A 22,166-nucleotide genomic window follows, 5' to 3' on the forward strand; every position below is an offset into this window, starting at 1 on the left:
CGTGTGAGCACGAGCAGGACGGCCGTCGTGACCGGCGGCGCGTCGGGGATGGGCCTGTCGATCTGCCGGCGCCTGGCCGCCCAGGGGCATCGGGTCGCCGTCCTGGACCGCGACGGGCCGGGCGCCCGCCGGGTGGCCGAGGAGCTGGACGCGGCCGGTCACTCCGGCATCGCGTGCGAGGCCGACGTGACCGACCGGGCTGCGGTCGAGCACGCCCTGGGCGAGGTCCGCGACCGGTTCGGGCGGGTGGAGGTCATGGTGACCAGCGCCGGGCTGGTGGCGTTCGAGGCGTTCGCCGACATCCCGCCGGAGTCCTGGAACCGCGTCGTCGAGGTCAACCTGACGGGGACCTTCCACTGCGTCCAGGCCGCCATCGGGGACATGCTGGAGGGCCGGTGGGGGCGGATCGTCACCATCTCCTCCTCCAGCGCGCAGCGCGGCTCGCCCCGGATGGTCCACTACACCGCGTCCAAAGGGGCGGTGATCGCGATGACGAAGGCGCTGGCCCGTGAATACGCCGCGTACGGGATCACGGCGAACACGATCCCGCCGTCGGGGATCGACACGCCGATGTCCCGCGCCTCGCAGGCCTCAGGCGACCTTCCCGGCAACGACGTCATGGCCCGGGCGATCCCGGTCGGCCGGCTCGGCAGCGGTGAGGACATCGCCGCGGCGTGTGCGTTCCTGTGCTCGGACGAGGCGGGCTACATCACCGGCCAGGTGCTGGGGGTCAACGGCGGAGCGGTCATATGAGCACCGAGCCGGCGACCCGGGGGCCGCGGCTGGCGCCGCTGGCCGCGCACCTGTGGGACGAGGGCGCGGTGGCGATGCTGCGCGGCCGGGTGGCGAGCGCCGACCGCTACCTGTCCGGCGGCGCGGATGCTCCGCGCCTGCCGAACGTGCTGGGGATCCTGGGGCATCATCCGCGGCTGGCCGCCGCCTGGCTCGGCTACAACGGGGTGCTCCTGGACGGTCCGGCCCTCGATCCGCGGCTGCGCGAGCTGCTGATCCTCCGCGTCGCCTGGCGGACCCGCTCGCAGTACGAGTGGATCCAGCACGCTCGGATCGGCAGGTCCGTCGGCCTGTCGAACGCGCACCTGGAAGCTCTGGCCGAAGACGGGCAGTCCGTGGCGTGGACGCCGCTGGAGCGGCTGCTGCTGGACGCGGCCGACCAGCTCCTGACCGCCCACCGCATCGACGACGCCACCTGGGACGGGCTGGCGGCCCGCCTGGACGCCCGCCAGCTCCTGGAGGCGGTGTTCGTCGTCGGCAGCTACCTGTGCCTGGCGATGGTCTTCGGCAGCGCCGGCCTGGAACTCGACCCGGACATGGACCCCGCTTCCGCACCCCCGCTTCCCGGAATGGAGGAATGAACGTGGCACGCTGGCCCAAGCCCCCCGAGGGCAGCTGGACCGAGCACTACCCCGAACTCGGCACCGCCCCGATCTCGTTCGAGGACTCGGTCTCGCCGGAGTTCTACGAGCTGGAACGTGAGGCGATCTTCAAGCGGGCGTGGCTGAACGTCGGCCGCGTCGAGCAGCTCCCGCGCAAGGGCTCCTACTTCACCAAGGAGATCGAGGTCGCGGACACCTCGCTCGTCATCGTCCACGGCCTGGACGGGCAGATCCGCGCCTTCCACAACATGTGCCGGCATCGTGGCAACAAGCTGATGTGGAACGACTTCCCGCGGGAGGAGACCTCCGGCACCTGCCGCCAGTTCACCTGCAAGTACCACGGCTGGCGCTACGACCTCCAGGGCCGGTTGAACTTCGTCCAGCAGGAGGGTGAGTTCTTCGACCTCGACAAGGACGCCACCGGCCTGGCTCCCGTCCACTGCGAGGTGTGGTCGGGGTTCGTCTTCGTCAACCTCGCACCCGAACCGGAGCAGACCCTCACCGAGTTCCTCGGCCCGATGATCACCGACCTGGACGGCTACCCCTTCGACAAGATGACCGAACGGTACGTCTTCCAGGGCGACAACCACAGCAACTGGAAGCTGTTCGCCGACGCCTTCCAGGAGTACTACCACGTGCCGTCGCTGCACCCGCAGCAGGTCCCCGCGCCCGTGCGGACCGGCGCGGGATTCGAGTGCGCGCACTTCCAGCTGGACGGCCCGCACCGGCTGGTGTCCACCGGCGGCGCCCGCCGCTGGACGCTGCCGCCGGAGTACATGTACCCGATCGAGCGGACCACCCGCAGCGGCCTGGTCGGCCCGTGGGAGTCGCCCGACATCGGCGAGCCGCCCCCCGGCCTCAATCCCGGCAAGATCGACCCCTGGGGCATCGACAACTTCCAGATCTTCCCCAACGTGGAGATCCTCATCTACCGCGGCTGGTACCTGATGTACCGGTACTGGCCGACCTCTCCCGGCAGCCACCGGTTCGAGGGGATGCTGTGCTTCCAGCCGGCCACCACGGTGCGCGAGCGGATCGAGCACGAGGTCGCCGCCGTGGTGTTCAAGGAGTTCGCGCTCCAGGACGCCGGCATGCTGACCGGCACCCAGACCGCGCTGGAGTCGGCTTACGCCAACAAGATCATCGAGGGGTTCCCGGTCAACGACCAGGAGGTCCTGGTCCGCCACTTCCACCATGTCGTCGCCGCATGGGTCCGGGACCACCAGCGCAAGGCGGCGGCGTCATGACCGCCGTGCTGCCGCCGGCGTTCGCCGACCTGGAGCCGTACGCCGCGACCTGGTGCCTGGCGACCGAGACCGAGCGCTACGCCCGCCGCCAGGCCTCGACGATGCCGCAGCTGCAGGAGTTCTACGACGCCTGCTTCCCGCGCCTGGAGGAGGCGATCGCCCACTGCGACGCCTTCCCCCTCGACGACCTGCCCGACGACGCCCTGGCTCTACTCCACCTCGTCTACTCCCTCGTCATGGTCGCGATGTCGGTGGAGATCTTCCAGCAGGTCAAGGCGACCGACGCCGCCGACGCCGAGCTGGAACGCATCGAGGAGCCCGTCCCGTGACCACGAACCCGCCCGGACGGACACGACCGAAAGGGGATCCGCATGCCGCCGATCACCGTTGACAGGCTCGGACACCAGGTCGGAGCGGAAGTGCGCGGCGTCGACACCGAACGGCTGACGGCCGACGCCTCACTGCCCCCGCTGATCATGGAGGCGCTGGAGGCCCACGGCGTCCTGGTCTTCCGCGGCCTCCACCTCGACCCCGAGACCCAGGTCGCGTTCTGCCGCAGGCTCGGCGACATCGACATCTCTCCCGGCCACCACGAGGTGGCGGGGATCTACCGGGTCAGCCTCGACACCGCCAAGAACTCCGCCGCCTCCTATCTGCGCGCCACCTTCGACTGGCACATCGACGGCTGCACCCCCGAGGACGACGCCTTCCCGCAGAAGGCCACCGTCCTCACCGCCAAGCAGGTCGCCGACCGCGGCGGCGAGACCGAGTTCGCCGGCTCCTACGCCGCCTACGAAACGCTGACCGACGAGGAGAAGCGCCAGTTCGCCGCGCTGCGGGTCGTGCACTCCCTGGAGGCCTCCCAGCGGCTCGTCACCCCCGATCCGACACCTGAGCAGCTGGAGGTCTGGCGCCGCCGTCCCGCCAAGGAGCACCCCCTGGTCTGGACCCACAAGTCCGGACGCCGCTCCCTCGTCCTGGGGGCCTCGACCGACCACATCGTCGGCATGGACCGCGATGCCGGCCGCGTCCTCCTGGACGGGCTCCTGGCCCGCTGCACCACCCCGGACCGGATCTACCGGCACGAGTGGACGGTCGGGGACACCGTCATCTGGGACAACCGGGGCGTGATCCACCGCGCGGCGCCCTACGATCCCGCCTCCCCCCGGGAGATGCTCCGCACCACCGTCCTGGGCGACGAGCCCATCCAGTGACACCGGTCTGAACCGCACCCGCCCCATTCCCAGGAGGAACCCCATGGCCCGCTGGCCCAAGCCCCCCGAGGGCAGCTGGACCGAGCACTACCCCGAACTCGGCACCGCCCCGATCTCTTATGAGGACTCCATCTCGCCGGAGTCCTTCGAGCTGGAACGCGAGGCGATCTTCAAGCGGGCGTGGCTGAACGTCGGCCGCGTCGAGCAGCTCCCGCGCAAGGGCTCCTACTTCACCCGGGAGATCGAGGTCGCCAAGACCTCCCTGATCCTCGTCCGCGGCACCGACGACGTCGTGCGGGCGTTCCACAACATCTGCCGGCATCGCGGCAACAAGCTGGTGTGGAACGACTTCCCGCGGGAGGAGACCTCCGGCACCTGCCGCCAGTTCACCTGCAAGTACCACGGCTGGCGCTACGACCTCCAGGGCCGGTTGAACTTCGTCCAGCAGGAGGGTGAGTTCTTCGACCTCGACAAGGACGCCACCGGCCTGGCTCCCGTCCACTGCGAGGTGTGGTCGGGGTTCGTCTTCGTCAACCTCGCACCCGAACCGGAGCAGACCCTCACCGAGTTCCTCGGCCCGATGATCACCGACCTGGACGGCTACCCCTTCGACAAGATGACCGAACGGTGGCAATACCGGTCGCAGGTCGGCGCGAACTGGAAGCTGTTCATGGACGCCTTCCAGGAGTTCTACCACGCGCCCGTGCTGCACTCGAACCAGACGCCGGACGCCTTCTCCGCCGCCGCCGCCCAGGCCGGGTTCGAGGCGCCGCACTACCGGCTCGAAGGCCCGCACCGCCTGGTGAGCACCTCCGGCATCGTGGCGTGGGAGCTCGCCCCGGACATGCGCAAGCCGATGGAGGACATCACCCGCAGCGGCCTGTTCGGTCCGTGGGACAAGCCCGACCTGGGCGTGGAGAAGATGCCCGTGGGCCTCAACCCGGCGGGCTGCGACCCGTGGGGGCTGGACTCCTTCCAGCTGTGGCCCAACTTCACGATCCTCATCTGGTCGAGCGGCTGGTACCTCACCTACCAGTACTGGCCGACCTCCTACAACAGCCACACCTTCGAGGGGAACCTCTACTTCGTCCCCTCCCGCACCCCGCGCGAGCGCGTCGCCCGCGAGATGGCCGCCGTCACGTTCAAGGAGTACGCCCTCCAGGACGGCAACACCCTGGAGGCGACGCAGACGATGCTCGAATCCCGGGCCGTCACCCACTTCCACCTCAACGACCAGGAGATCCTCTGCCGGCACCTGCACAAGGTGACCGCCGACTGGATCGCCGACTACCAGGCCGAGAACGAGAAGGGCACGACTCGATGACCGCCCTGCTGCCCGCCGCGTTCGCCGGCCTCGAACCGTTCGCCGCCGCCTGGTGCCTGCCGACCGAGGCCGAGCGGTACGCCAAGCGCCTGGCCACCCCGATGAGCGACATCCAGGCGTTCTACGACGCGGCCACCCCCCGCGCCGAGGCCGCGCTCGCCCACTGCGACGCCTACCCCCTCGACGACCTCCCCGAGGACGTCCTGCATCTGATGCACCTGCTGTACTCGCTGGTCGCCATCTCCTTCTGCGTCGAGGCGTGGAGCCAGCAGCGCGTCCCCGACACCGGCGCCGCCGCCCTCGACTGCCTGATCGAGCCCGTCCCGTGACGGGTCCGATCGTGCTGACCGCCGACCGGTGGATCGACGCCGACAAGGGCGAGGTCCGCTCGGCGGCGGTCATCCTCGTCGAGAACGGCCTCATCACCGCGATCGACCCGCCCGCGACGCCGCGTGACGCGACCCGCGTCGACCTGGGCGACATGACGCTCCTGCCAGGCCTGATGGACATGGAGATCAACCTGCTCATCGGCGGCCCCGACACCCCCAGCGGGCTGCCCAAGCCGATGCACGGCGTCCAGGACGACCCCGTCTACCGGACCCTGCGGGCCACCGCCAACGCCCGCACCACCCTGCTGGCCGGGTTCACCACGGTCCGCAACCTCGGGCTGATGGTGAAGACCGGCGGCTACCTCCTGGACGTCGACCTCGGCCGCGCCATCGACGAGGGCTACGCCGAGGGCCCCCGCATCGTCGCGGCCGGCCACGCCATCACCCCGACCGGCGGGCACCTGGACCCGACGATGTTCCAGAAGCTCGCGCCGGGCATCATGCCGCTGAGCGTCGAGGAGGGCATCGCCAACGGGGTTCCCGAGGTCCGCAAGGCCGTCCGCTACCAGATCAAGCACGGAGCCGGGGTCATCAAGATCTCCGCGTCCGGCGGTGTCATGTCGCACGGCACCGCCGCCGGCGCCCAGCAGTACTCCGACGATGAACTCGCCGCCATCGTCGACGAGGCCCACCGCGCGGGGATCAGGGTCGCCGCCCACGCCCACGGGGACGCGGGCATCCGCGCCTGCGTCCGGGCGGGCGTCGACTGCATCGAGCACGGGTCCCTCGCCACCGACGACACCCTGAAGATGATGGTCGACCACGGCACGTTCCTCGTTCCCACCAGCTACCTGTCCGAGGGCCTGGACGTCTCCAACGCGCCGCCCGCGCTGCGCCGCAAAGCCGAAGCGCTCTTCCCGCGCGCCCGCGCCACCCTCGGCAAGGCCATCGCCGCAGGAGTCAAGATCGCCTGCGGCACCGACGCGCCCGCCATCCCGCACGGCCACAACGCCAAGGAACTGTGGGCGCTGGTCGACCGCGGCATGACCCCGATGCAGGCGATCCAGGCCGCCACCGTCGTCAGCGCCGACCTCCTCGGCGTCGACGACCGCGGGCGGCTCGCCGAAGGCCTCCTCGCCGACATCATCGCCGTCCCCGGCGACCCCGCCGGTGACATCACCCTCCTGCAGGACGTCCGCTTCGTCATGAAAGACGGCCTCGTCCACAAGACCCCCGCCCCCACGGCCTGACCACCGAAGGAACGCACCCATGCCCCGAGGCATCCTGTACGTCGAATCCCGCCCCGGCTCGCCCGAGGACGCCGACTCCTACCACGCCTGGTACGAGGGAACCCACTTCAAGGAGATGCTCCAGATCGAAGGAGTCGTCTCCGCCCGCAGATACGCCGCGCTCGGCGACGACGCCCCCTACATCGCGGTCTACGAGCTCGACGCCGACGACATCACCGCCGTCCGGGCCCGGATCGCCGAGGCCGCCAAGGCCGGGCGGATGTCGGCGCCCGTCGGCGTCAGCACCGACCCGCCGCCCCGGATGTGGTTCTGCCGCGAGATCGCCGTCCACACCGTCTGACCGGCCCGACCCGCCGGAAGGGATCCCCATGCAGGTAGAAGAACGCGTGTTCATCGGCGGAGCCTGGGTACCGCCGAGCACCGGACGGACGATCGAGGTCATCTCCCCGCACACCGAGCAGGCCATCGCCCGGATCGCCGCACCCGCAGCGCAGGACGCCGACGCCGCCGTCGCCGCAGCCCGGGCTGCGTTCGACCAGGGGCCTTGGCCCCATCTGCCGCCCGCCGACCGGATCGCCGCGATCCGCAGGCTCGCCGACCTGTACGACCCGCGCCGCGAGGACATCGCACGTCTGATCAGCGCCCAGATGGGCGCACCGATCACCTTCGCCCGCTCCGCCCACGCCGCCCTGCCCGGCGTCATGATGCGGGCCTTCGCCGACATCGCCGAGACCATGGACTGGGAACAGGTCCGGCCCGGCCGCTACGGCAGCGACATCCTGCTGCAACGCACCCCGGTCGGCGTGGTCGCCGCGATCGTCCCGTGGAACATGCCGACCCTGCTCGCGGTGATGAAGCTCATCCCCGCACTCCTGGCGGGCTGCCCCGTCGTCCTCAAACCCTCTCCCGAGACGCCGCTGGACGCCTACCTCCTCGCCGGCCTCACCGAACAGGCCGGCTTCCCGCCCGGCGTGATCAGCGTGCTGCCCGGCGACGGCGCACTCGGCGCGCACCTGGTCGGCCACCCCGGCGTCGACCGCGTGTCCTTCACCGGTTCCACCGCCGTCGGCGCCCAGGTCGCCGCCGCATGCGGCGCCGCCCTCAAACGCGTCAACCTGGAGCTGGGCGGCAAATCGGCCGCCATCGTCCTGGACGACGCCGACCCCGCCACGACCGCCGCCGGCATCAAGGTCGCCGGCCTGATGAACAGCGGCCAGGCCTGCGTCGCCCAGACCCGGATCCTGGTCCCGCGCTCCCGGCACGACGAGCACGTCGACGCCCTCGCCGCGATGATGGACGCCCTCGTCGTCGCCGACCCCGCCGACCCCGCCACCGAAGTCGGTCCCCTGGTCAGCCGCCGCCAGCAGGAGCGGGTGCGGGCCTACATCGAACTGGGGGAGAAGGAGGGCGCCGCCCTGGCCACCGGCGGGGCCGCGCCCCCGGCCGCGGCGGGCTCCGGCTGGTACATCCGCCCCACTCTGTTCGCCCGCGCCGACAACGGCAGCCGCATCGCCCAGGAGGAGATCTTCGGACCGGTCCTCACCGTCATCCCCTACGACGACGAGGACCACGCCGTGCACCTGGCCAACGACACCCGTTACGGCCTGTCCGGCTCCGTCTGGACCCCCGACACCGACCACGGACTGGCCGTCGCCCGCCGCGTCGCCGCCGGAACCTTCGGCGTCAACCAGCCCTACTCCATGGACCCCGCCGCGCCGTTCGGCGGCGTCAAGGACAGCGGCATCGGCCGGGAACTGGGCCCCGAGGGCATCGAGGGCCACCTCGACACCAAGTCCATCTCCGTCGCCGCCCCGTGACCGGCCACCGGCCAGGAGCCCTTCCGACGCCGCGCTGCCGCGCCACCGCCCGTGCAAGGACCGCCGCCGCCTCTCGCTGAACGCACTCCCTCAGGTCAGGGGCAGGGGGCGGTGTCGAGGAGGTCGAGGGGGACGGCGGCGGCCATCTTCTTGTAGCCCTCGAGGCTGGGGTGGAGGTCGTCGGGGCTGGCGTAGGCGGGCAGGAGCTGGGAGGGCTCGGCGGGGTCCCGGACGGCGGCGTCGAAGTCGACGACGCCGTCGGCCAGCGTCTGGTCGCGGATCCAGGTGTTGACCTGCTGGCGGTGCTTCTCGCTGTCGGGAGCGGTGGCGGTCCCGTCGATGAGGGCGTTGGCGGCGGGTGTGAGCGTGCCCAGCCAGATCTTCTTGCCGGCTGCGTGGGCCTGAGTGATGAGCCGGATGTAGCCGTCCTGGATCTCGGCGGGGGTGACGCCGATGCGCAGGCCGAGGTCGTTGATGCCCTCCAGGACCAGGACGCCGGTGGCACCGGGGATGTCGAGAGCGTCCTTGCGGAAGCGGGACAGGCCGCTGGGGCCGTCCATCAGGCCGAGGCCGCCCAGTAGCTGGTTGCTGCCGATGCCCGCGTTGACCACGGAGATTCCCAGGTCGGCGGCGTCGAGGCGGCGCTGGAGTTCGTCGGGGTAGCGGCCGTTCTTGTCGGCCACCGAGGCGTCGGCGGGGATGCTGAGCCTGCCGCCGCCGACGAATCCGTCGGTGATGGAGTCACCGAACGCCACGACTGCCCGGGCGTTGGACTGAACGTCCAGGCCTGCGACGAACAGCCAGCTGAGCGTCTTGTTCGCGAAACCGTCCGCGGTTGCACGGCCGGTGAGGTCGCCGGTGTTCTTGCCTGCGTAGAACGACGTGGCGTTGGCGTTCCAGTGCTTGGTCGCCGCTTCGGTGCGCCGGGGCAGGAAGATGCTGACGGACAGCGGGGTGAACGCCGCGAACGTCAGCGAGGCCGCGTCGCTGACGACGTCCTGGCCGGCGGGAACGGTGACCGACGCCGAACCGTCGAAGGCCAGCGGCACCGGAGTGCCGATCGCGGCGCCCTGGGTCTGCGGTGCGATCGTCACCCGCCCGAACGTCACCGGTTCGCGGCCGAACCGGTTGCTCAGCCGCACCCGCACCGAGGAGCCGCCCAGATGCGGTGTGATCACCATGCGGACGGTCTGGCCGGTGAGCGTCGTGGGGACGCCGCGCAGAGAGGCGTCGAAGGGGACCACCCCGTCGCTCGGGCTGGCCGCCCAGCTCGCCACCCATCCCTGTGCCGTGCATGGGAGGGCCGCCCGCCTGTGCTCCGGAACAGCCTGCACCCGCGCTGCGGGCAGGGCGGCCGCCACCAGCGCGCACGCCGCGATGGCTGTTCGGCAGACCTGTCTTCGGGTTTCGATGCGCATCATGGTCCCCTCAGGATCATCCTTGTGCCCGCATGCCGAGCGAGACCGCCGTGGCCTTGCGGATCAGTGCGGTGGATGAAGATCGGTGTGAAGTAAACAGACGCAGAAACCGGTCTCGCCATTCATCGCCATGACAGTCCGAGTGTCCCTATTGTGCGGAATGCTACAAAGAAGCCTGCTTTCGGTAATCTGCAGAGACCTGCCGGATAGCGCCTGGCCTGGAGCTTTCGCAGCGCGGTGCCGGGGACGGCGACGGTGCGGGGCGCACGTCCGCCGGGGAGGGGGCGGGAGGTCGCCTCCGGACACGGAGGTGATCCTCTGGTCTCCCGCCACCGCTCCTCCTCCCGCCGAGGTGGTTTCCGGCCAGGGGAAATCGTTCTGGAAGCGTGCCGAGCTGTTAAACGATCGGCTAGAAGTTTCTTAGCCGATCGTCTAGTCTCTGGGCTCGACATCGAGAGGACTCCCATGTTCGAGCATTGGAGCGACGTGGTGGACCCCGGCTCTGCGGGACTGGAGATCGCAGCCCTTCTGCACCCCGAACTGCCCGCTTTGGCAGAGGAGATCGTCCACGAGATCCGGGAGCAGATCCCCGAATACGCCGCCCCGCTGCGGGGAGCGCTCGGCGATACCGTTCGGATCGGCATCGAAAGGGGGCTGCACCAGTTCCTCGCGCAGTTCATCGCCGACTCGCCCATCGAAAACCAGCACGCCGAGTTCTACCGAGCCCTCGGTCGCGGTGAGTTCCGTGAGAACCGCAGCCTGGACGTCCTGCAGACCGCCTACCGGATCAGCGCCCGGCTCACCTGGCGGCGTTTCGCTCAGATCGGACACCAAGCCGGTATCGCTCCCGACCGGATGTACCTGCTGGCCGACAGCGTCCTCGCCTTCACCGAGGAGATGGCGGAACTGTCGGTCGGTGCGTTCAACGAGCTGAGCGCCCAGGCATCCGGGGCCTTCGAGCACATGCGGCGGCGGCTGCTGCACCTTCTGCTGACCGAGCCCGCCCGGACCGTGCGGACGCGGTTGACCGAACTCTCCCGGCAGGCGCGATGGCCGCTGCCCAACAGCGTGGCGTGCGTGGCGGTCGGCGAGGGCTACGACGCCCGCCGTGTGATCCCGCCAGCGCTGGATCCCGACGTCCTCGTCGATCTGGAGCGGCCGGATCCGTGCCTCCTCATCCCCTCGCACCCCTCGCCGGCCCGCTACCACCATCTGCGTCGTGCGTTCAAGGGCGTGGTGTTCGCCCTCGGGCCCACCGTCCCGCTGGAGGAGACGGCGCACTCCTTCGGCCTGGCCCGCCGAGCACTGGTCATGAAGTCCCAGGGCGTGCTCCCCGCCGAAGAGCACATCCGCTGCGAAGACCACCTCGCCACGATGCATCTGTTCAGTGACGACGCCTGCATGCGGATCCTCTGCCAACGCGCGCTGGCACCCTTCGCCGAACTCAACCACGACCAGCGCGACCTCCTGTGCGAGACGCTGCTCGCCTGGATCAGCACCGGCAACTCGGTCATCGAAACCGCGACCCTGCTCCGGGTCCACCCCCAGACGGTCCGCTATCGGATGCGCCGCATCGCAGAACTGTTCCCCGACCGCCTCAACGACCCGGACTGGCGCTTCGAGATGCAACTCGCCCTGCGCGCCCGCCAGCTGACGCTTCCCCGCCGAAGACGAAAGCAACGCAAGAACTCCGGTCCGCGAAAGCAGAAAGCAGCCACCGCCAGGTCCTTCGGGTGATGCCATTGACCGCACCGAGTTGCTAAGGTGCGGCAAATGGCCCGGAAGAACCCTGCGGGAACCGCACGAGAACGGCTGATCGAAGCCGCCATGGGCCTGTTCGCGCGGCGTGGCGTCAACGGCACCTCACTCCAGATGATCGCCGACGAGATCGGCGTCACCAAAGCAGCGGTCTACTACCACTTCCAGAACAAGGACGATCTCGTCGAGGCCGGGATCACCCCTTATCTCCGCTGCCTCGCCACCGTCGTCGAGGCCGCCGAAGGCCGACTCCGCCGGAAAGACCAAATCGACACCCTCCTGAACGGCGTCATCGACCTTCTCATCGACAACCGCGAACTCCTCATCGCCCTGCAGTTCGACCCGGTCATCCAGCAGCACCTGAAGACCAGGTCGGACATGCGCGACCTCCAGCAGCGCGTCGGCGTCCTCCTGATCGGCCCCCGTCCCCACACCCAAACCCTGGTCATCGCGCTCATCGTCAGCGGCGGCCTCGCCTTCGCCACCGCCAACCCCCTCCTGGCCGACCTCGAGGACACCGAGCTACGCCGCGAGCTGTACACCATCGCCCGTCGCATTCTGCGCATCAGAACCCCGATCCCCACCGCCCCGCACCCCGACTGAGCCTCCCCGCGGCAAGAACGCAGACCGGCCGTGCTCGCCTGGGCGTGTACCGAATACGAGGGGAACCGAACACGCCCCGCATGGCTCGGCCCTGCTGTGGCCGAACGCTCCGCATAAAGACCGTGAACGTCTCGGTGCGGCTCGGATGCGGGTCGAGCGGTCAGTGCGGTGACGGCTTCGGGACCGCTGTGTTTCCAGGCCGACGGAATCGGGTCGGGAGCGTCGTCGCCTGTCGTCGGACTGCCGCGTCGGGGTCCAGCGTCAGCTTTTGGAGCCGGGAACGGAGCTGTTCCCCGCTGTCGACGAGCCACCGGGGGCCGCTGGCCAAGGCTTCGCCGGACGGTGGCGGAGGACGTTTTCTGGCGCAGAAGGTGTCGGGGTTCTCGGTCAGGGGAGTACGGCGGAGGGGACGGGCAGGTCCGCGTAGGTGACGATGCCGGGCCGGGCCGCCACCACGTGCCGGATGGCGTGCACGACGGGCATCGCGGTGATGGTCATCCCGATGCCGTGCATGTCCTCGATGGTCAGGGTCTCCAGCGGCTGGTCGGGGAGGATGCCCAGCGTGAGGGTCACCTGCGGCGAGCCGTCGACCTCGATGCGGTAGCCGTGGTCGACGGGCATCGGGGGGTCGAGCTCGCGGTCCATCGCCCACCGCTGGTGGAGTTCGACGACCTCGCGGCCGTCGGCGATCCCGACGAAGCGGACGTCGATCCCGGCGACGGTGCCGCGGGCGATGGGACGTCCGGGCAGGTCGAGGTCGCGGACGGCCGCGCCGAAGCCGATCCGGCAGTCGACCCGGTCGAGCTCGAGGGCCAGGCAGTCGGCGAGCACGTGGACGCCGTCCTCGAAGACGGCGACGGCCGACCGCACGTCGTCGGCGTGGCCCTCGTCGCCGATCGGCCGGCCCCAGCCGAGGCCGTCCATGTTGGAGTCGGCGGCGAAGCCGCTCACGTCCACCGACTCGACCGACCTGACGTGCCGCACCTCCTGGCAGATCCCGGTCGCCACCGCGGCGAGCAGCTGCGCGTAGCCCGGGTTCATGCCGCTGCCGAAGAGGCTGGCGCCGCCTGCCCGCGCGGCCGCCTCCAGGCGCTCCCGCGCGCCGGGCAGGCTGTGGCCGGTCAGGAACTCGGCGGTCGTCACCACGTTGACGCCCGCTCCGAGCATCCGTTCGACGAGGTCGACGTCCATGTGCAGCGGGGTGTACACGACGCAGTCCGGCCGGGACTCCAGGAGCGCCTCGACGTCGTCGGTCGCCGTGACGCCGCACGGTTCGGGAAGGCGGCAGAGCTCCGCGGCGTCCCGGCCCACCTTGTCGGGACTCCAGGCGTAGCAGCCGACCAGCTCGAGGTCGGGCCGGCGGAGGATCGCGCGGACGGTCGCCCGCGCGACGTTCCCGGTCGTCCACTGGACGACGCGGACAGGGCGTTCGGGGAGGTGGGTCACGGCGTCATCTCCGGTTCAGGGTGGGGCGGTGACCGTTCACGGGCATCGCTGGACCAGGAACATAAAATATGCAATGTTTTGCCGGCAAGCCCGCGACAGGAGCGAGAGCATGGCACATCGCGTCATCCAGCTCTCCACCGGCAACGTCGGACGCGAGGCGCTGCGCATGATCATCGAGCGCCCCGACCTCGAACTCGTCGGCGTGCACGCCTCCTCGCCCGCCAAGGCCGGCCGGGACGCCGCCGAGCTCTGCGGCCTGTCCGAGCCCACAGGTATCGCCGCGACCGGCGACCGGGACGAGCTCGCGGCCCTCGGCGCGGACTGCGCCGTGTTCACCGCCCAGGCCGAGACCGGCCCCAGGAGGCTCTGGCCGACCTGTGCGCGTTCCTGCGCGCCGGCGTCAACGTCGTCTCGACGTCCCTGGTGTGGCTGGTCAACCCCCGCAGCGCCGACGCCTGGCTGGTCGAACCCCTCGAAGAGGCCTGCCGTGCAGGCGGCAGCTCGCTCTACGTCAACGGGATCGACCCCGGATACTCCGGCGACATCCTCGCGCTGGCGGCGTTGAGCCTCGCGGAGACGGCGACCCGTGTCGCGGTGCAGGAGATCTTCGACTACGGCGACTTCACCGGCGTCACCTTCGGCTTCGGGACGGCGCCGGAGGCCGGACCGGTCATGATGGCCCTGCCCGGCGTGGTGGCGTCCGCGGCGCGCGTCGTCAACGCGATCGAGGCGGTCTGCGCGGCCGAGCCGGGACTGCTCACGGTCGCCGACCTGCCTGCCGTGCTGGTGGGCCGTGTGATGCGCTGACGCCATGGAGAGACGACCGCCCGCCCCGCTCGGCCGCGCCCGTCCGACGCGACCCGGCACCGGTCGCCAGGCACGTGCGGAGGCCACCCGCGCGCACATCATCGACGAGACCGTCGCCTGCGTTCTGGAGCGAGGGTTCGGCGCCGCCAGCGCGCGGCACATCGCCGAACGCGCGGGTGTCACCTGGGGTGTCGTGCAGTACCACTTCGGCGACCGCGACGGCATCCTCGCGGCCGTGCTCGAGGCAGGGCTGCGCGAACTCGTCGCCGCGATGGGCTCGATCGACGTTCCCGACGTTCCCGACGGTCCGCCGCGCGCCCGCGTCGAGGCCCTGGTCGAGGCGGGCTGGCGCGCCTACACCACCCCGCTGTCCCGCGCGGGACCGGAGATCCACGTGGCGACTCGGACCGAACGCGGCCGCGTCCTCCAGACGCGGCTGGAACCGTTCGGGACCGAGGTGGCCCGCCTGGCCCGAGCCGTCTTCCCGGACGACGACGGCACCGCCGGACGTGTCCTGTTCCTCGCCCTGCGCGGCCTGGCCCTGGACCGGCTCCTGTTCCCCGCCGAGATCGACAGCCGCCGCGACCGCGCCGCCATCGTCGACGCGGTCCTCCGGCAACTCGGACCCGCGCCGAAGGACACCTCTCTGCCGGAGTCCGCCTGTATCCCTCCTGTGAATGATTAAATACAATATCCAATATGGTCATTCTTGAACGCGGGCCGTAAGCCGCGGAGGCCGCCGACCGGTTGAGCGCCCGGTCTGCCTCCAGGGTCGGCGGCCCTCGCCTTCGAACCCGCATACCAGGAGGAGCAGCTGATGGATCTCGGACTGGGCGGCGCGGCCGTCGTCGTCAACGGAGGGTCCAAGGGCATGGGCCGCGCCGCCGCTGAGGTCATGGCCGGGGAAGGCGCCCGCGTCGCGTTGCTGGCACGCGGTGCGCAGGCGTTGGCCGACACCGCCTCCGCGCTGGAGGCCCTCGGCTCGCCCGAAGTGCTGCAGCTCTCCACCGACCTCACCGACCGCGCCGGGGTCGACGCCGCGTTCGCCGAGATCGGTGCGCGCTGGGGCGAGATCAACGTCCTGGTCAACGCCGCAGGCCCTGTCGACGTCGGTGTCGGCCGCCGCTTCGACGAACTCGACGACGACGAATGGCAGGCGACCTTCGACATCGGCACTCTCAGCGCCGCACGGTGCGCCCGCGCCGCGCTCCCATGGCTGCGCAAGGCCGCGTGGGCGAGGATCGTCAACGTCTCGGCCCACTCGGTGCGGCGCCAGTCGGCAGGGTTGGTCGCCTACACCGCGGCCAAGGCGGCTCTCACCAGCTTCAGCAAGAACCTGTCCCTGACCCTCGCCGCCGAGGGCATCCTCGTCAACACCGTCTCTCCCGGCTCGTTCCTGTCCGAGGGCATGAAGGGCTATCTGGCGGCGCTCCCGCCCGAACGGCGCATCGACCTCGACGACCTCCATGCCGCGATGCGGATCATCGGCGAGGACTTCGGCCACCCCGCCCACCTCGGCCGCGTCGCCCGCCCTTCCGAGATCGGCCCGGTCATCGCCTTCGCCGCCTCCCGGGCCAACACCTACATGACCGGTGCCGACATCAACGTCGACGGGGGCTCCGACTTCTGAGCGCAGACGGCGCCGCACTCAGCGGGTCTCGTACGGCTCTCCGCCGAGAACCGATCGGCTGAGGACGGAATCCGCCTGCCGGTCTGCCGTGTTTCCGGCGTCTCTTGAAAGAAAGGTCCCCATCGTGCCGGCTCCCGCACCTCGTTTCTCCTTGGCGTTGCCGACCGACCGGGTGGACGCCGGGGCGGAGTTCGTGTCCGCTCCGGCGATCGCCGAGGTGGCCAGGGCCGCCGAGTCCGCCGGATTCTCCGCCTGCAACGTCACCGACCACCCGTTCCCGCCCGGGGCATGGGTCGACGGCGGTGGGCACCACGCCCTCGATCCGTGGGTGGCGCTCTCCTTCGCGGCGGCGGCGACCACCGTCCTGCGGCTGCACACGAACGTCCTGATCGCCGCCTACCGCAACCCCTTCCTCACCGCGAAGGCGGCGGCGACCCTCGACGCGCTCAGCGGCGGGCGCCTGATCCTCGGTGTCGGCGCCGGTTATCTCAAGGAGGAGTTCGCGGCACTCGGAGTGCCCTTCGAGAACCGCGGGCGCCGTCTGGACGCCACGCTGGAGGCCGTCGTCCGGGCATGGAGCGGCACACCGATCAGGTCCGAAGGCCCCGGCTGGTCCGCCGACGGCAACGTGATGCTGCCCATGCCCGAGTCCCTGCCGCACCCGCCGATCTGGATCGGCGGCAACTCCCCGGCGGCCCGCTCGCGCGTCGTGCGCCTCGGCCAGGGATGGATGCCCTTCCCGGCGGGGCGCGCGCTGGCCGCCGCCACCGGCACCACGCCGCTGCGCGATGTCGAGGAAGTGGCCCAGGCGATCGAAGGACTCAGATCCGAACTGTCCGAGGCGGGACGGACCGATCCCGTCGACGTGTGCTGCCCGCTGTTCACACAGCGTTTCTCCGACCGCGCCCCGATCGACCACGCCGCGGTACGGGACGAGGTGGCCCGCCTCGCCGCCGCAGGAGCGACGTGGATCACCGTCTTTCTCCCCGCTGCCGACCGCCGTGCGCTGCTCGGCGCCATCGCGGCCTTCGGCCGCGAGGTCATCTCCGCGCCCTGATCCTTCCGCGCCGGACAGCCGGGCGGACGAAGACGACTCCAGGAAGTGAGATCCATGAATCGTTCGAAGCAAGGGATGAGCGAACGCCTGCTCGGGGAGGTCGCTCTGGTGATCCAGGAGTGCCAGAAAGGGGTCATCGGCCCCGATTCGCTACTGCCGCTCCTCGCTGAGGCGGCCGCTCCCGTCGTACCGAACATCGCCGCGCTGGCGCACGGGGCACGTCAGGCCGGCATACCGGTCGTGCACGCGATCGCGACGACCCGGGAGGACGGCTACGGCGAGCCCCGCAACGCCCCCCTCTTCGCGATGGCCGCTCGCGCCGGGCGGCCGCTGCTGGCGGGCACGCCCGCCGCCGAGGTCCTCGACGAGATCGGCCTCGACGACCGCGACCTGGTCCTCCCGCGGCGAGGCGGCCTCAGCCCGATCCACGACACCGGGCTGGTCTCGCTCCTCCGCAACCTCGGGATCCGGACCGTCGTCGTCGCCGGGGTGTCGGTGAACGTCGCGATCCTCGACCTCGTCCTCGGAAGCGTCAACGCAGGCTTCTCCGTGACCGTGCCCCGCGACGCCGTCGCAGGAGTGCCTTCGTCCTACGCCGAATCCGTCATCGACAACACGTTCAAACTCCTGGCCGACGTCGTCCACACCAAGGACGTCCTCGCCACGTGGACGCGCAGGGAATGACGGGTTCCGGTAGCGATCGCGGACCATCCGACGAACCGAACGTTGACCTGCGTCTTCTCAACGGTTCGGAGGGCCAGCGGGGTCGCCGTTGCGCTGCGGGGCAGGTTCCGGTGGTGATGCGAGTCGCGAGCTCTTCGTCGGTGCGGGGGGCCTTCCGCCTCGGGCATCGGACCGCTTCCTGGCCGGCGTTCGATTGCAGTCTGAAATCTGGTGAACGGTCCTGATCGCTGCTTCTCGCCCTCACCCTTTGGATCGGCGGGTTCTGGGTCGTGAGGTGGTGCGGTCGGCCTGCCCCCGGCCTCGCTTAGAAATCTACAACGTAAAGGCTGCGGCTAGGGATCGTCCTTTCATGAGGCATGACATCGAAAATCCTCCGGTCTGGCCGGTATCTGGCGCTGGGTGGTGAGTGAGCCTTTTCATCCTCGGGCTGCTTCGCGGTTTGCCAGGACGGCGATGGTTTTGACGAGATGGCCGGTCTTGCCAGGGCTGCAGCGGAACTTGTGCAGGAGCTTCCAGCTCTTTCAGCCGGGCCATGGCACGTTCACCGGGGGCTCGGAGCTTGGCGTGGGAGCGGTTCGCCTGCTTCTGTGAGGCCGGCTTGCCTTGGTCTCGAGCAGTTCGGCGGCCCCGAGGCGGCCTTTGTCCGCCAGGACGAGCAAAGAACCCTGCACCAGGGTCCGCGGTATGCCCCAGATCCTGGTGGTTGTCAGGGCGTGGACGCTGCCGGGCATGGCCCCCGACGTCCAGACGATCGATCCGTCGGCACCTGCGATGACCTGGACGTTCATCCCATGGGCGCGGTGCTTTCCAGAGAAGCGGCATCGGTCTGCTCGTAGCCGGTCGGTTCGGGCAGGGCCCTTTTCGGCCTCAGAAGGGGGGATCGTGGGGGAGGTGGTCGTGGTCTTCCCCGGTCAGGGCGGCGGGGCCGTCCAGGATCTGTCCGGTCGTGGGGCGGATGGCGGGGTCCTTGGCCATGGCGGCGCCCACGAGGCGTCGCATGTGGGCGTGTCCCGGTTCGGTCGAGAGGACCGTCATGAGCTCGGACGTGTCGGGGGTCTCGGTGAAGGGGCGGCCGCCGCGGGCGCTGAAGGCCACGGCATGGCCCCAGGCGTAGACGTCGCTCTTCGAGCTCGGGAACGTCCCGCGGAAGAGTTCCGGCGTCCCCCCGAGGTCGAGGATCGAGTCGCTCCGGTCCACTGGGAGGGTGACCTCGTCATGGGCACACGTCCCTCGGCGGGCCTTGAGCATCCCTTCGCCGCTGCGTTCGTCCATGACCTGGGACTGCGGACGGGAGATGGCCGACCACCTGGCCTTCACCGCCGAGACTGGCATGCCGGTCTACTTCTGCGAAAGCCGAAGCCCTGGCAACGAGGCTCGAATGAGAACACGAACGGCCTCCTCCGCCACTACCTGCCCAAGTACCACGACCTCAGGAGGCTCATCCAGGCCGACCTCGATGCGATCGCTGCCGAACTCAACGGCCGGCCCCGCGAACCCACGGCTTCCTGTCACCCAGCGAGGTCTACTCTGACCTTTGCGGGCAAGCCGATGCATTGACCCGCTGAGGCGCCTTCTCATTCCGACACCCTCGTGAAGTGCCTCGGCGAATCACGACCTGCTTTGAGGTTGGGGACACCTTCGGAAGCGGAGGGCCGAGAAGGCCCAGAGTTCACGCGAACCGAAGGTTCTTCAGCGGGAACTCACGTGGGTTCGGCATCTCAAGGCCTGTTTGCTTCGTGGGTTCAGCGAATTGAACGTTGCCAAGAGGGTGTCTCTGATCCCTCTGGCTTTGATTTTTTCGTACATGGGCCGGAGCTGGGATACCGAGATCCAGTCCTTGACCTTGCCGGGATGGCCTGGCTTCCAGCGTCGGCCCCCCCCGGGGGGCGGTCGAACCTCGCCGGCGACCATCCGGCTGGCCGGTCGTCGGACAACGTGTCGGCTATGTCAATCGGTCGTGCTGGCGTGCACGGCGATGATTCGCCAGCCGTGCGTCTCGTCGTATAGCCAAGTACGGGTGTAGCGCATCCTGGCCGCGAACGGCGCACCGGAGACGGTCCCTTCGACGGTGCCGAGAAACCACGTCACCCCGGTGCGCCCCTCGGCGAAGACGGTCAACTCCTCCTCGGCCACCCTCGTCACCACCTGCGTCCGAGTGCGGTGCAGCTCCAGGTCGTCCGCCTTGGTCGCAACGTTCGCACCGAAGACAAAGATCAGCCGATCATCCAGCAGCCGATCCAGCGCCTCGACATCTCCAGCAAGCTGCGCGGCCTGGAGTCGGTGCTCGGCGTCCCGCAAGTCTTCCATCATGAGGTCCAACCTCCCAGCCAGCGCAGTATCCGCGCCAGGACGTTCACGCTCGGCTGATCTTTGCAGTCCGATCCAGGGACTGCGCACCGGTTCCAGCCCCGAGACTCGGCGAGGGCAGCGGCCGCCGCGCGGGCTGGATCTCACATGATCCTTGCTATGCCGTTGGAGGGGCGGGAGGCGTCTCCGATGCGGCTGTCCTCCGCTATACCGTCAATCGAGTGGGCGGGCCGGTGTCACGCGGCGGCGGTGGACGATGACGTCGAACCATTCGGCGGGTGAGCCGCCGGTCATGTGGTGGGCGGCGTCGTTGTCCGGGTCGTAGACGGGGCCGATGGCCCGGAACCTGGCTGTCCGGCCGAGTAGTTCGGTGACCGCGGCCGGCCGTTTCGCGCGCAGGTCGAGGAAGTAGTCGCCGAGGCCGTTCGCGCCGAGGATCGACTCGAAGAGTTCGGGCGCGGCGCCCGGTATGTGGAAGGTCTTCGATCCCGAGTAGGTGGTGAGTTCTCCTGCGTGGAAGGTGAGTCCGATCGAGGCGTAGCCGGCCCCGAGGCGTTCTCGCAGGAAGCCGCCCGCGTTGGGCAGCGCCTCTGGCGGCGCGGGCGGAAAGCTGATCGCTCTTCCCGGCCCGTTGGAGGAGTGCGAGCTGGACGTCCACCACAGGACCTTCTGCCCGGTGTGCTGGTGCCACCAGACGGTGTTCTCGGCGAAGGATCGCTCGAAGTAGGCCATGTTGTGCGGGTCGTGCGATGGGGCGTCATGGTCGTGGAGCTCGTAGAACTGGACGATCATCCGCGCGGTCTGCATCGCCCATGCGTCACCGGTGAGGCTCGTCACCAGGTTGTAGGCGGAGTGGGCGCGGTCGATCCAGATCTTCCTGTCGGGAAGGCTCCGGAAGCGGCCGATGTGGGCGTGGACGTCTGGTCCGGATGGTCTTGGTTGAAGTCACGCATCCACTCGAGAAGACCGAGTACCTCCTCGGTGGCGGCGAACGGCTCCGCCTCCTCCAGGAGTGCCCGCAGATTCCCCTCCCCTGTACGGACGCACTCGTCGAGCCGGACGCCCAACGTCCAGTCCTGATCGAGCGCGACGGCGCGAAAGCCGCCCTCTTCCACCAGAAGCCGTGCGATGCGCGCCTGCAGCGTGAACAACTCGTGCGCCCCACGTGTCCCGGCGCCGTAGCCGACGACCGACGCCTGACCGAGCATGCCGAGCAGCGGACGCAGGTCGTCCAGCGGCGCCGCCGGTTCCACCGTGGCCAAGGGGTAAGACGTCTTTTTGATCCACTCGAGCGTCGTCTCGCGTTCGGTTGCGGTGAAGATCATGAAGCGAGCATCCAACTTCAAGTGCACTTGAAGTCAAGCACGCGCTGCGGGGCCAGCACTCGTACCCGACCACGACACTCTGTTTCACAGACGATCGCTCGAGAAACGCAGCACCGCCCGGCGGCCAAGCAGAGGATCCGCTTCTGCGCGATGAGCTGATCTCTGGTCGAGATCTCCACGAGCATTGGGGCGAGAACATGCCGGTCTTCAGGAGCCGAGCGCGTCCTAGGAATCCAGCGCGCCCTTCTGGCAAGCGCTTCGCTGAGCGGAATCCAGGTCGGGGCCCGTACTGCTGGTGGGCGTGGGATGGCGCGGTGGGCGCGAAGCTGCTGCCCAAAGCGTCGGCCCAGGACGTGCATGGGTTGGTGGATCAAGCGTTGGCGCGCGTCGCAGAAGACTACTCTGACCAATTCCAGTCGGTTCCTCCGCGCGGGCCTTCGTCTTGGCTCCAGACCGACGGGCACTGGTGGCCGAAGCCGCCAGCGTCAACAGACTGAGCCAGCGAGTGCGGGTATGAGCGAGGACCCGCCGTAGCAGGGGCCTCGGCGGTGCAGGA

Annotated in this window: 24 protein-coding genes and 1 pseudogene; 18 read left to right on the forward strand and 7 right to left on the reverse strand. The window is 69.7% G+C overall.

Features of this window, described 5'->3' with window-relative positions:
* Nucleotides 1-3: 3 nt before the first annotated feature.
* The 10 genes from C2865_RS22955 to C2865_RS23000 are packed head-to-tail and all read left to right on the forward strand — an operon-like array spanning nucleotide 4 to nucleotide 8,575.
* Nucleotides 4-753, forward strand: a complete 750-nt coding sequence (locus tag C2865_RS22955; RefSeq protein WP_198653517.1) for an SDR family NAD(P)-dependent oxidoreductase — start codon at nucleotides 4-6, stop codon at nucleotides 751-753.
* The gene (locus C2865_RS22960) at nucleotides 750-1,373 is read left to right on the forward strand and encodes a carboxymuconolactone decarboxylase family protein (protein ID WP_106400594.1); all 624 of its coding nucleotides are present in this window, start codon (nucleotides 750-752) and stop codon (nucleotides 1,371-1,373) included. The genes C2865_RS22955 and C2865_RS22960 overlap by 4 nt, the downstream gene beginning before the upstream one ends.
* A gap of 2 nt (nucleotides 1,374-1,375) precedes the next feature.
* Entirely contained in the window at nucleotides 1,376-2,641 is a 1,266-nt protein-coding gene (locus C2865_RS22965) for an aromatic ring-hydroxylating oxygenase subunit alpha (protein WP_106400595.1), read from the forward strand.
* Nucleotides 2,638-2,970, forward strand: a complete 333-nt coding sequence (locus tag C2865_RS22970; protein ID WP_106400596.1) for a hypothetical protein — start codon at nucleotides 2,638-2,640, stop codon at nucleotides 2,968-2,970. The genes C2865_RS22965 and C2865_RS22970 overlap by 4 nt, the downstream gene beginning before the upstream one ends.
* 42 nt (nucleotides 2,971-3,012) lie before the next feature.
* Nucleotides 3,013-3,855, forward strand: coding sequence for a TauD/TfdA dioxygenase family protein (locus C2865_RS22975; RefSeq protein ID WP_106400597.1), 843 nt, complete (start codon nucleotides 3,013-3,015; stop codon nucleotides 3,853-3,855).
* 43 nt (nucleotides 3,856-3,898) lie between these two features.
* Nucleotides 3,899-5,179, forward strand: coding sequence for an aromatic ring-hydroxylating oxygenase subunit alpha (locus C2865_RS22980; RefSeq protein ID WP_106400598.1), 1,281 nt, complete (start codon nucleotides 3,899-3,901; stop codon nucleotides 5,177-5,179).
* Entirely contained in the window at nucleotides 5,176-5,508 is a 333-nt protein-coding gene (locus C2865_RS22985) for a hypothetical protein (RefSeq protein ID WP_106400599.1), read from the forward strand. The genes C2865_RS22980 and C2865_RS22985 overlap by 4 nt, the downstream gene beginning before the upstream one ends.
* Nucleotides 5,505-6,758, forward strand: coding sequence for a metal-dependent hydrolase family protein (locus C2865_RS22990; RefSeq protein ID WP_106400600.1), 1,254 nt, complete (start codon nucleotides 5,505-5,507; stop codon nucleotides 6,756-6,758). The genes C2865_RS22985 and C2865_RS22990 overlap by 4 nt, the downstream gene beginning before the upstream one ends.
* Before the next feature lie 19 nt (nucleotides 6,759-6,777).
* Nucleotides 6,778-7,098, forward strand: coding sequence for a hypothetical protein (locus C2865_RS22995; RefSeq protein WP_106400601.1), 321 nt, complete (start codon nucleotides 6,778-6,780; stop codon nucleotides 7,096-7,098).
* Nucleotides 7,099-7,126: 28 nt separating this feature from the next.
* Nucleotides 7,127-8,575 carry an aldehyde dehydrogenase gene (locus tag C2865_RS23000; protein WP_106400602.1) on the forward strand — a complete coding sequence of 483 codons (1,449 nt, stop codon included), beginning with the start codon at nucleotides 7,127-7,129 and terminating at the stop codon, nucleotides 8,573-8,575.
* Between the two features lie 95 nt (nucleotides 8,576-8,670).
* On the opposite strand, the gene C2865_RS23005 is transcribed toward C2865_RS23000, so the two are convergent.
* Nucleotides 8,671-9,996, reverse strand: a complete 1,326-nt coding sequence (locus C2865_RS23005) for a GDSL-type esterase/lipase family protein (protein WP_198653518.1) — start codon at nucleotides 9,994-9,996, stop codon at nucleotides 8,671-8,673.
* A gap of 462 nt (nucleotides 9,997-10,458) precedes the next feature.
* Here C2865_RS23005 and C2865_RS23010 point away from each other — a divergent pair, with 462 nt between their 5' ends.
* A complete protein-coding gene (locus C2865_RS23010) occupies nucleotides 10,459-11,730 on the forward strand; it encodes a PucR family transcriptional regulator (protein WP_106400603.1) in 1,272 nt (423 codons plus the stop codon).
* 36 nt (nucleotides 11,731-11,766) lie between these two features.
* Nucleotides 11,767-12,354: a TetR/AcrR family transcriptional regulator gene (locus tag C2865_RS23015; protein WP_232835762.1), complete on the forward strand. Its 588-nt coding sequence runs from the start codon at nucleotides 11,767-11,769 to the stop codon at nucleotides 12,352-12,354.
* A 387-nt stretch (nucleotides 12,355-12,741) separates the two neighbouring features.
* On the opposite strand, the gene C2865_RS23020 is transcribed toward C2865_RS23015, so the two are convergent.
* A complete protein-coding gene (locus C2865_RS23020; protein ID WP_106400604.1) occupies nucleotides 12,742-13,800 on the reverse strand; it encodes an NAD(P)H-dependent amine dehydrogenase family protein in 1,059 nt (352 codons plus the stop codon).
* Nucleotides 13,801-14,223: 423 nt separating this feature from the next.
* On the opposite strand from C2865_RS23020, the gene C2865_RS40910 reads away from it, so the two are divergent.
* The 5 genes from C2865_RS40910 to C2865_RS23050 all read left to right on the forward strand — a co-directional run bounded on the left by C2865_RS40910 (nucleotide 14,224) and on the right by C2865_RS23050 (nucleotide 17,978).
* Complete coding sequence (locus tag C2865_RS40910; protein ID WP_106400606.1) at nucleotides 14,224-14,607, forward strand: hypothetical protein; 384 nt, start codon at nucleotides 14,224-14,226, stop codon at nucleotides 14,605-14,607.
* A gap of 4 nt (nucleotides 14,608-14,611) precedes the next feature.
* Complete coding sequence (locus C2865_RS23035) at nucleotides 14,612-15,292, forward strand: TetR/AcrR family transcriptional regulator (RefSeq protein ID WP_106400607.1); 681 nt, start codon at nucleotides 14,612-14,614, stop codon at nucleotides 15,290-15,292.
* Between the two features lie 132 nt (nucleotides 15,293-15,424).
* Entirely contained in the window at nucleotides 15,425-16,237 is an 813-nt protein-coding gene (locus C2865_RS23040) for an SDR family NAD(P)-dependent oxidoreductase (protein WP_106400608.1), read from the forward strand.
* A gap of 151 nt (nucleotides 16,238-16,388) precedes the next feature.
* Nucleotides 16,389-17,294, forward strand: a complete 906-nt coding sequence (locus C2865_RS23045; RefSeq protein ID WP_198653521.1) for an LLM class F420-dependent oxidoreductase — start codon at nucleotides 16,389-16,391, stop codon at nucleotides 17,292-17,294.
* 54 nt (nucleotides 17,295-17,348) lie between these two features.
* The gene (locus C2865_RS23050) at nucleotides 17,349-17,978 is read left to right on the forward strand and encodes an isochorismatase family protein (RefSeq protein WP_198653522.1); all 630 of its coding nucleotides are present in this window, start codon (nucleotides 17,349-17,351) and stop codon (nucleotides 17,976-17,978) included.
* A gap of 521 nt (nucleotides 17,979-18,499) precedes the next feature.
* Here C2865_RS23050 and C2865_RS41860 read toward each other — a convergent pair.
* Together C2865_RS41860 and C2865_RS41985 are read right to left on the reverse strand one after the other, a co-directional pair.
* Nucleotides 18,500-18,859, reverse strand: a complete 360-nt coding sequence (locus tag C2865_RS41860) for a transposase family protein (RefSeq protein ID WP_106400611.1) — start codon at nucleotides 18,857-18,859, stop codon at nucleotides 18,500-18,502.
* Nucleotides 18,846-19,073, reverse strand: coding sequence for a hypothetical protein (locus C2865_RS41985; protein WP_232835763.1), 228 nt, complete (start codon nucleotides 19,071-19,073; stop codon nucleotides 18,846-18,848). Before C2865_RS41985 ends, C2865_RS41860 begins: the two co-directional genes overlap by 14 nt.
* Before the next feature lie 63 nt (nucleotides 19,074-19,136).
* Between C2865_RS41985 and C2865_RS41990 the strand changes: the two are divergent.
* A pseudogene (locus C2865_RS41990) lies at nucleotides 19,137-19,543 on the forward strand (IS30 family transposase); the annotation flags it as partial.
* Between the two features lie 382 nt (nucleotides 19,544-19,925).
* On the opposite strand, the gene C2865_RS23070 reads toward C2865_RS41990, so the two are convergent.
* The 3 genes from C2865_RS23070 to C2865_RS40150 form a co-directional block, all read right to left on the reverse strand.
* Complete coding sequence (locus C2865_RS23070; RefSeq protein ID WP_232835764.1) at nucleotides 19,926-20,288, reverse strand: nuclear transport factor 2 family protein; 363 nt, start codon at nucleotides 20,286-20,288, stop codon at nucleotides 19,926-19,928.
* A gap of 210 nt (nucleotides 20,289-20,498) precedes the next feature.
* The gene (locus C2865_RS40145) at nucleotides 20,499-21,122 is read right to left on the reverse strand and encodes an erythromycin esterase family protein (RefSeq protein WP_198653523.1); all 624 of its coding nucleotides are present in this window, start codon (nucleotides 21,120-21,122) and stop codon (nucleotides 20,499-20,501) included.
* Nucleotides 21,119-21,610 carry an erythromycin esterase family protein gene (locus C2865_RS40150; protein ID WP_198653524.1) on the reverse strand — a complete coding sequence of 164 codons (492 nt, stop codon included), beginning with the start codon at nucleotides 21,608-21,610 and terminating at the stop codon, nucleotides 21,119-21,121. The genes C2865_RS40145 and C2865_RS40150 overlap by 4 nt, the downstream gene beginning before the upstream one ends.
* Nucleotides 21,611-22,166 lie beyond the last annotated feature (556 nt).

Origin of the sequence: Actinocorallia populi, from assembly GCF_002995495.1 — a bacterium.
Taxonomy (GTDB): domain Bacteria; phylum Actinomycetota; class Actinomycetes; order Streptosporangiales; family Streptosporangiaceae; genus Actinocorallia; species Actinocorallia populi.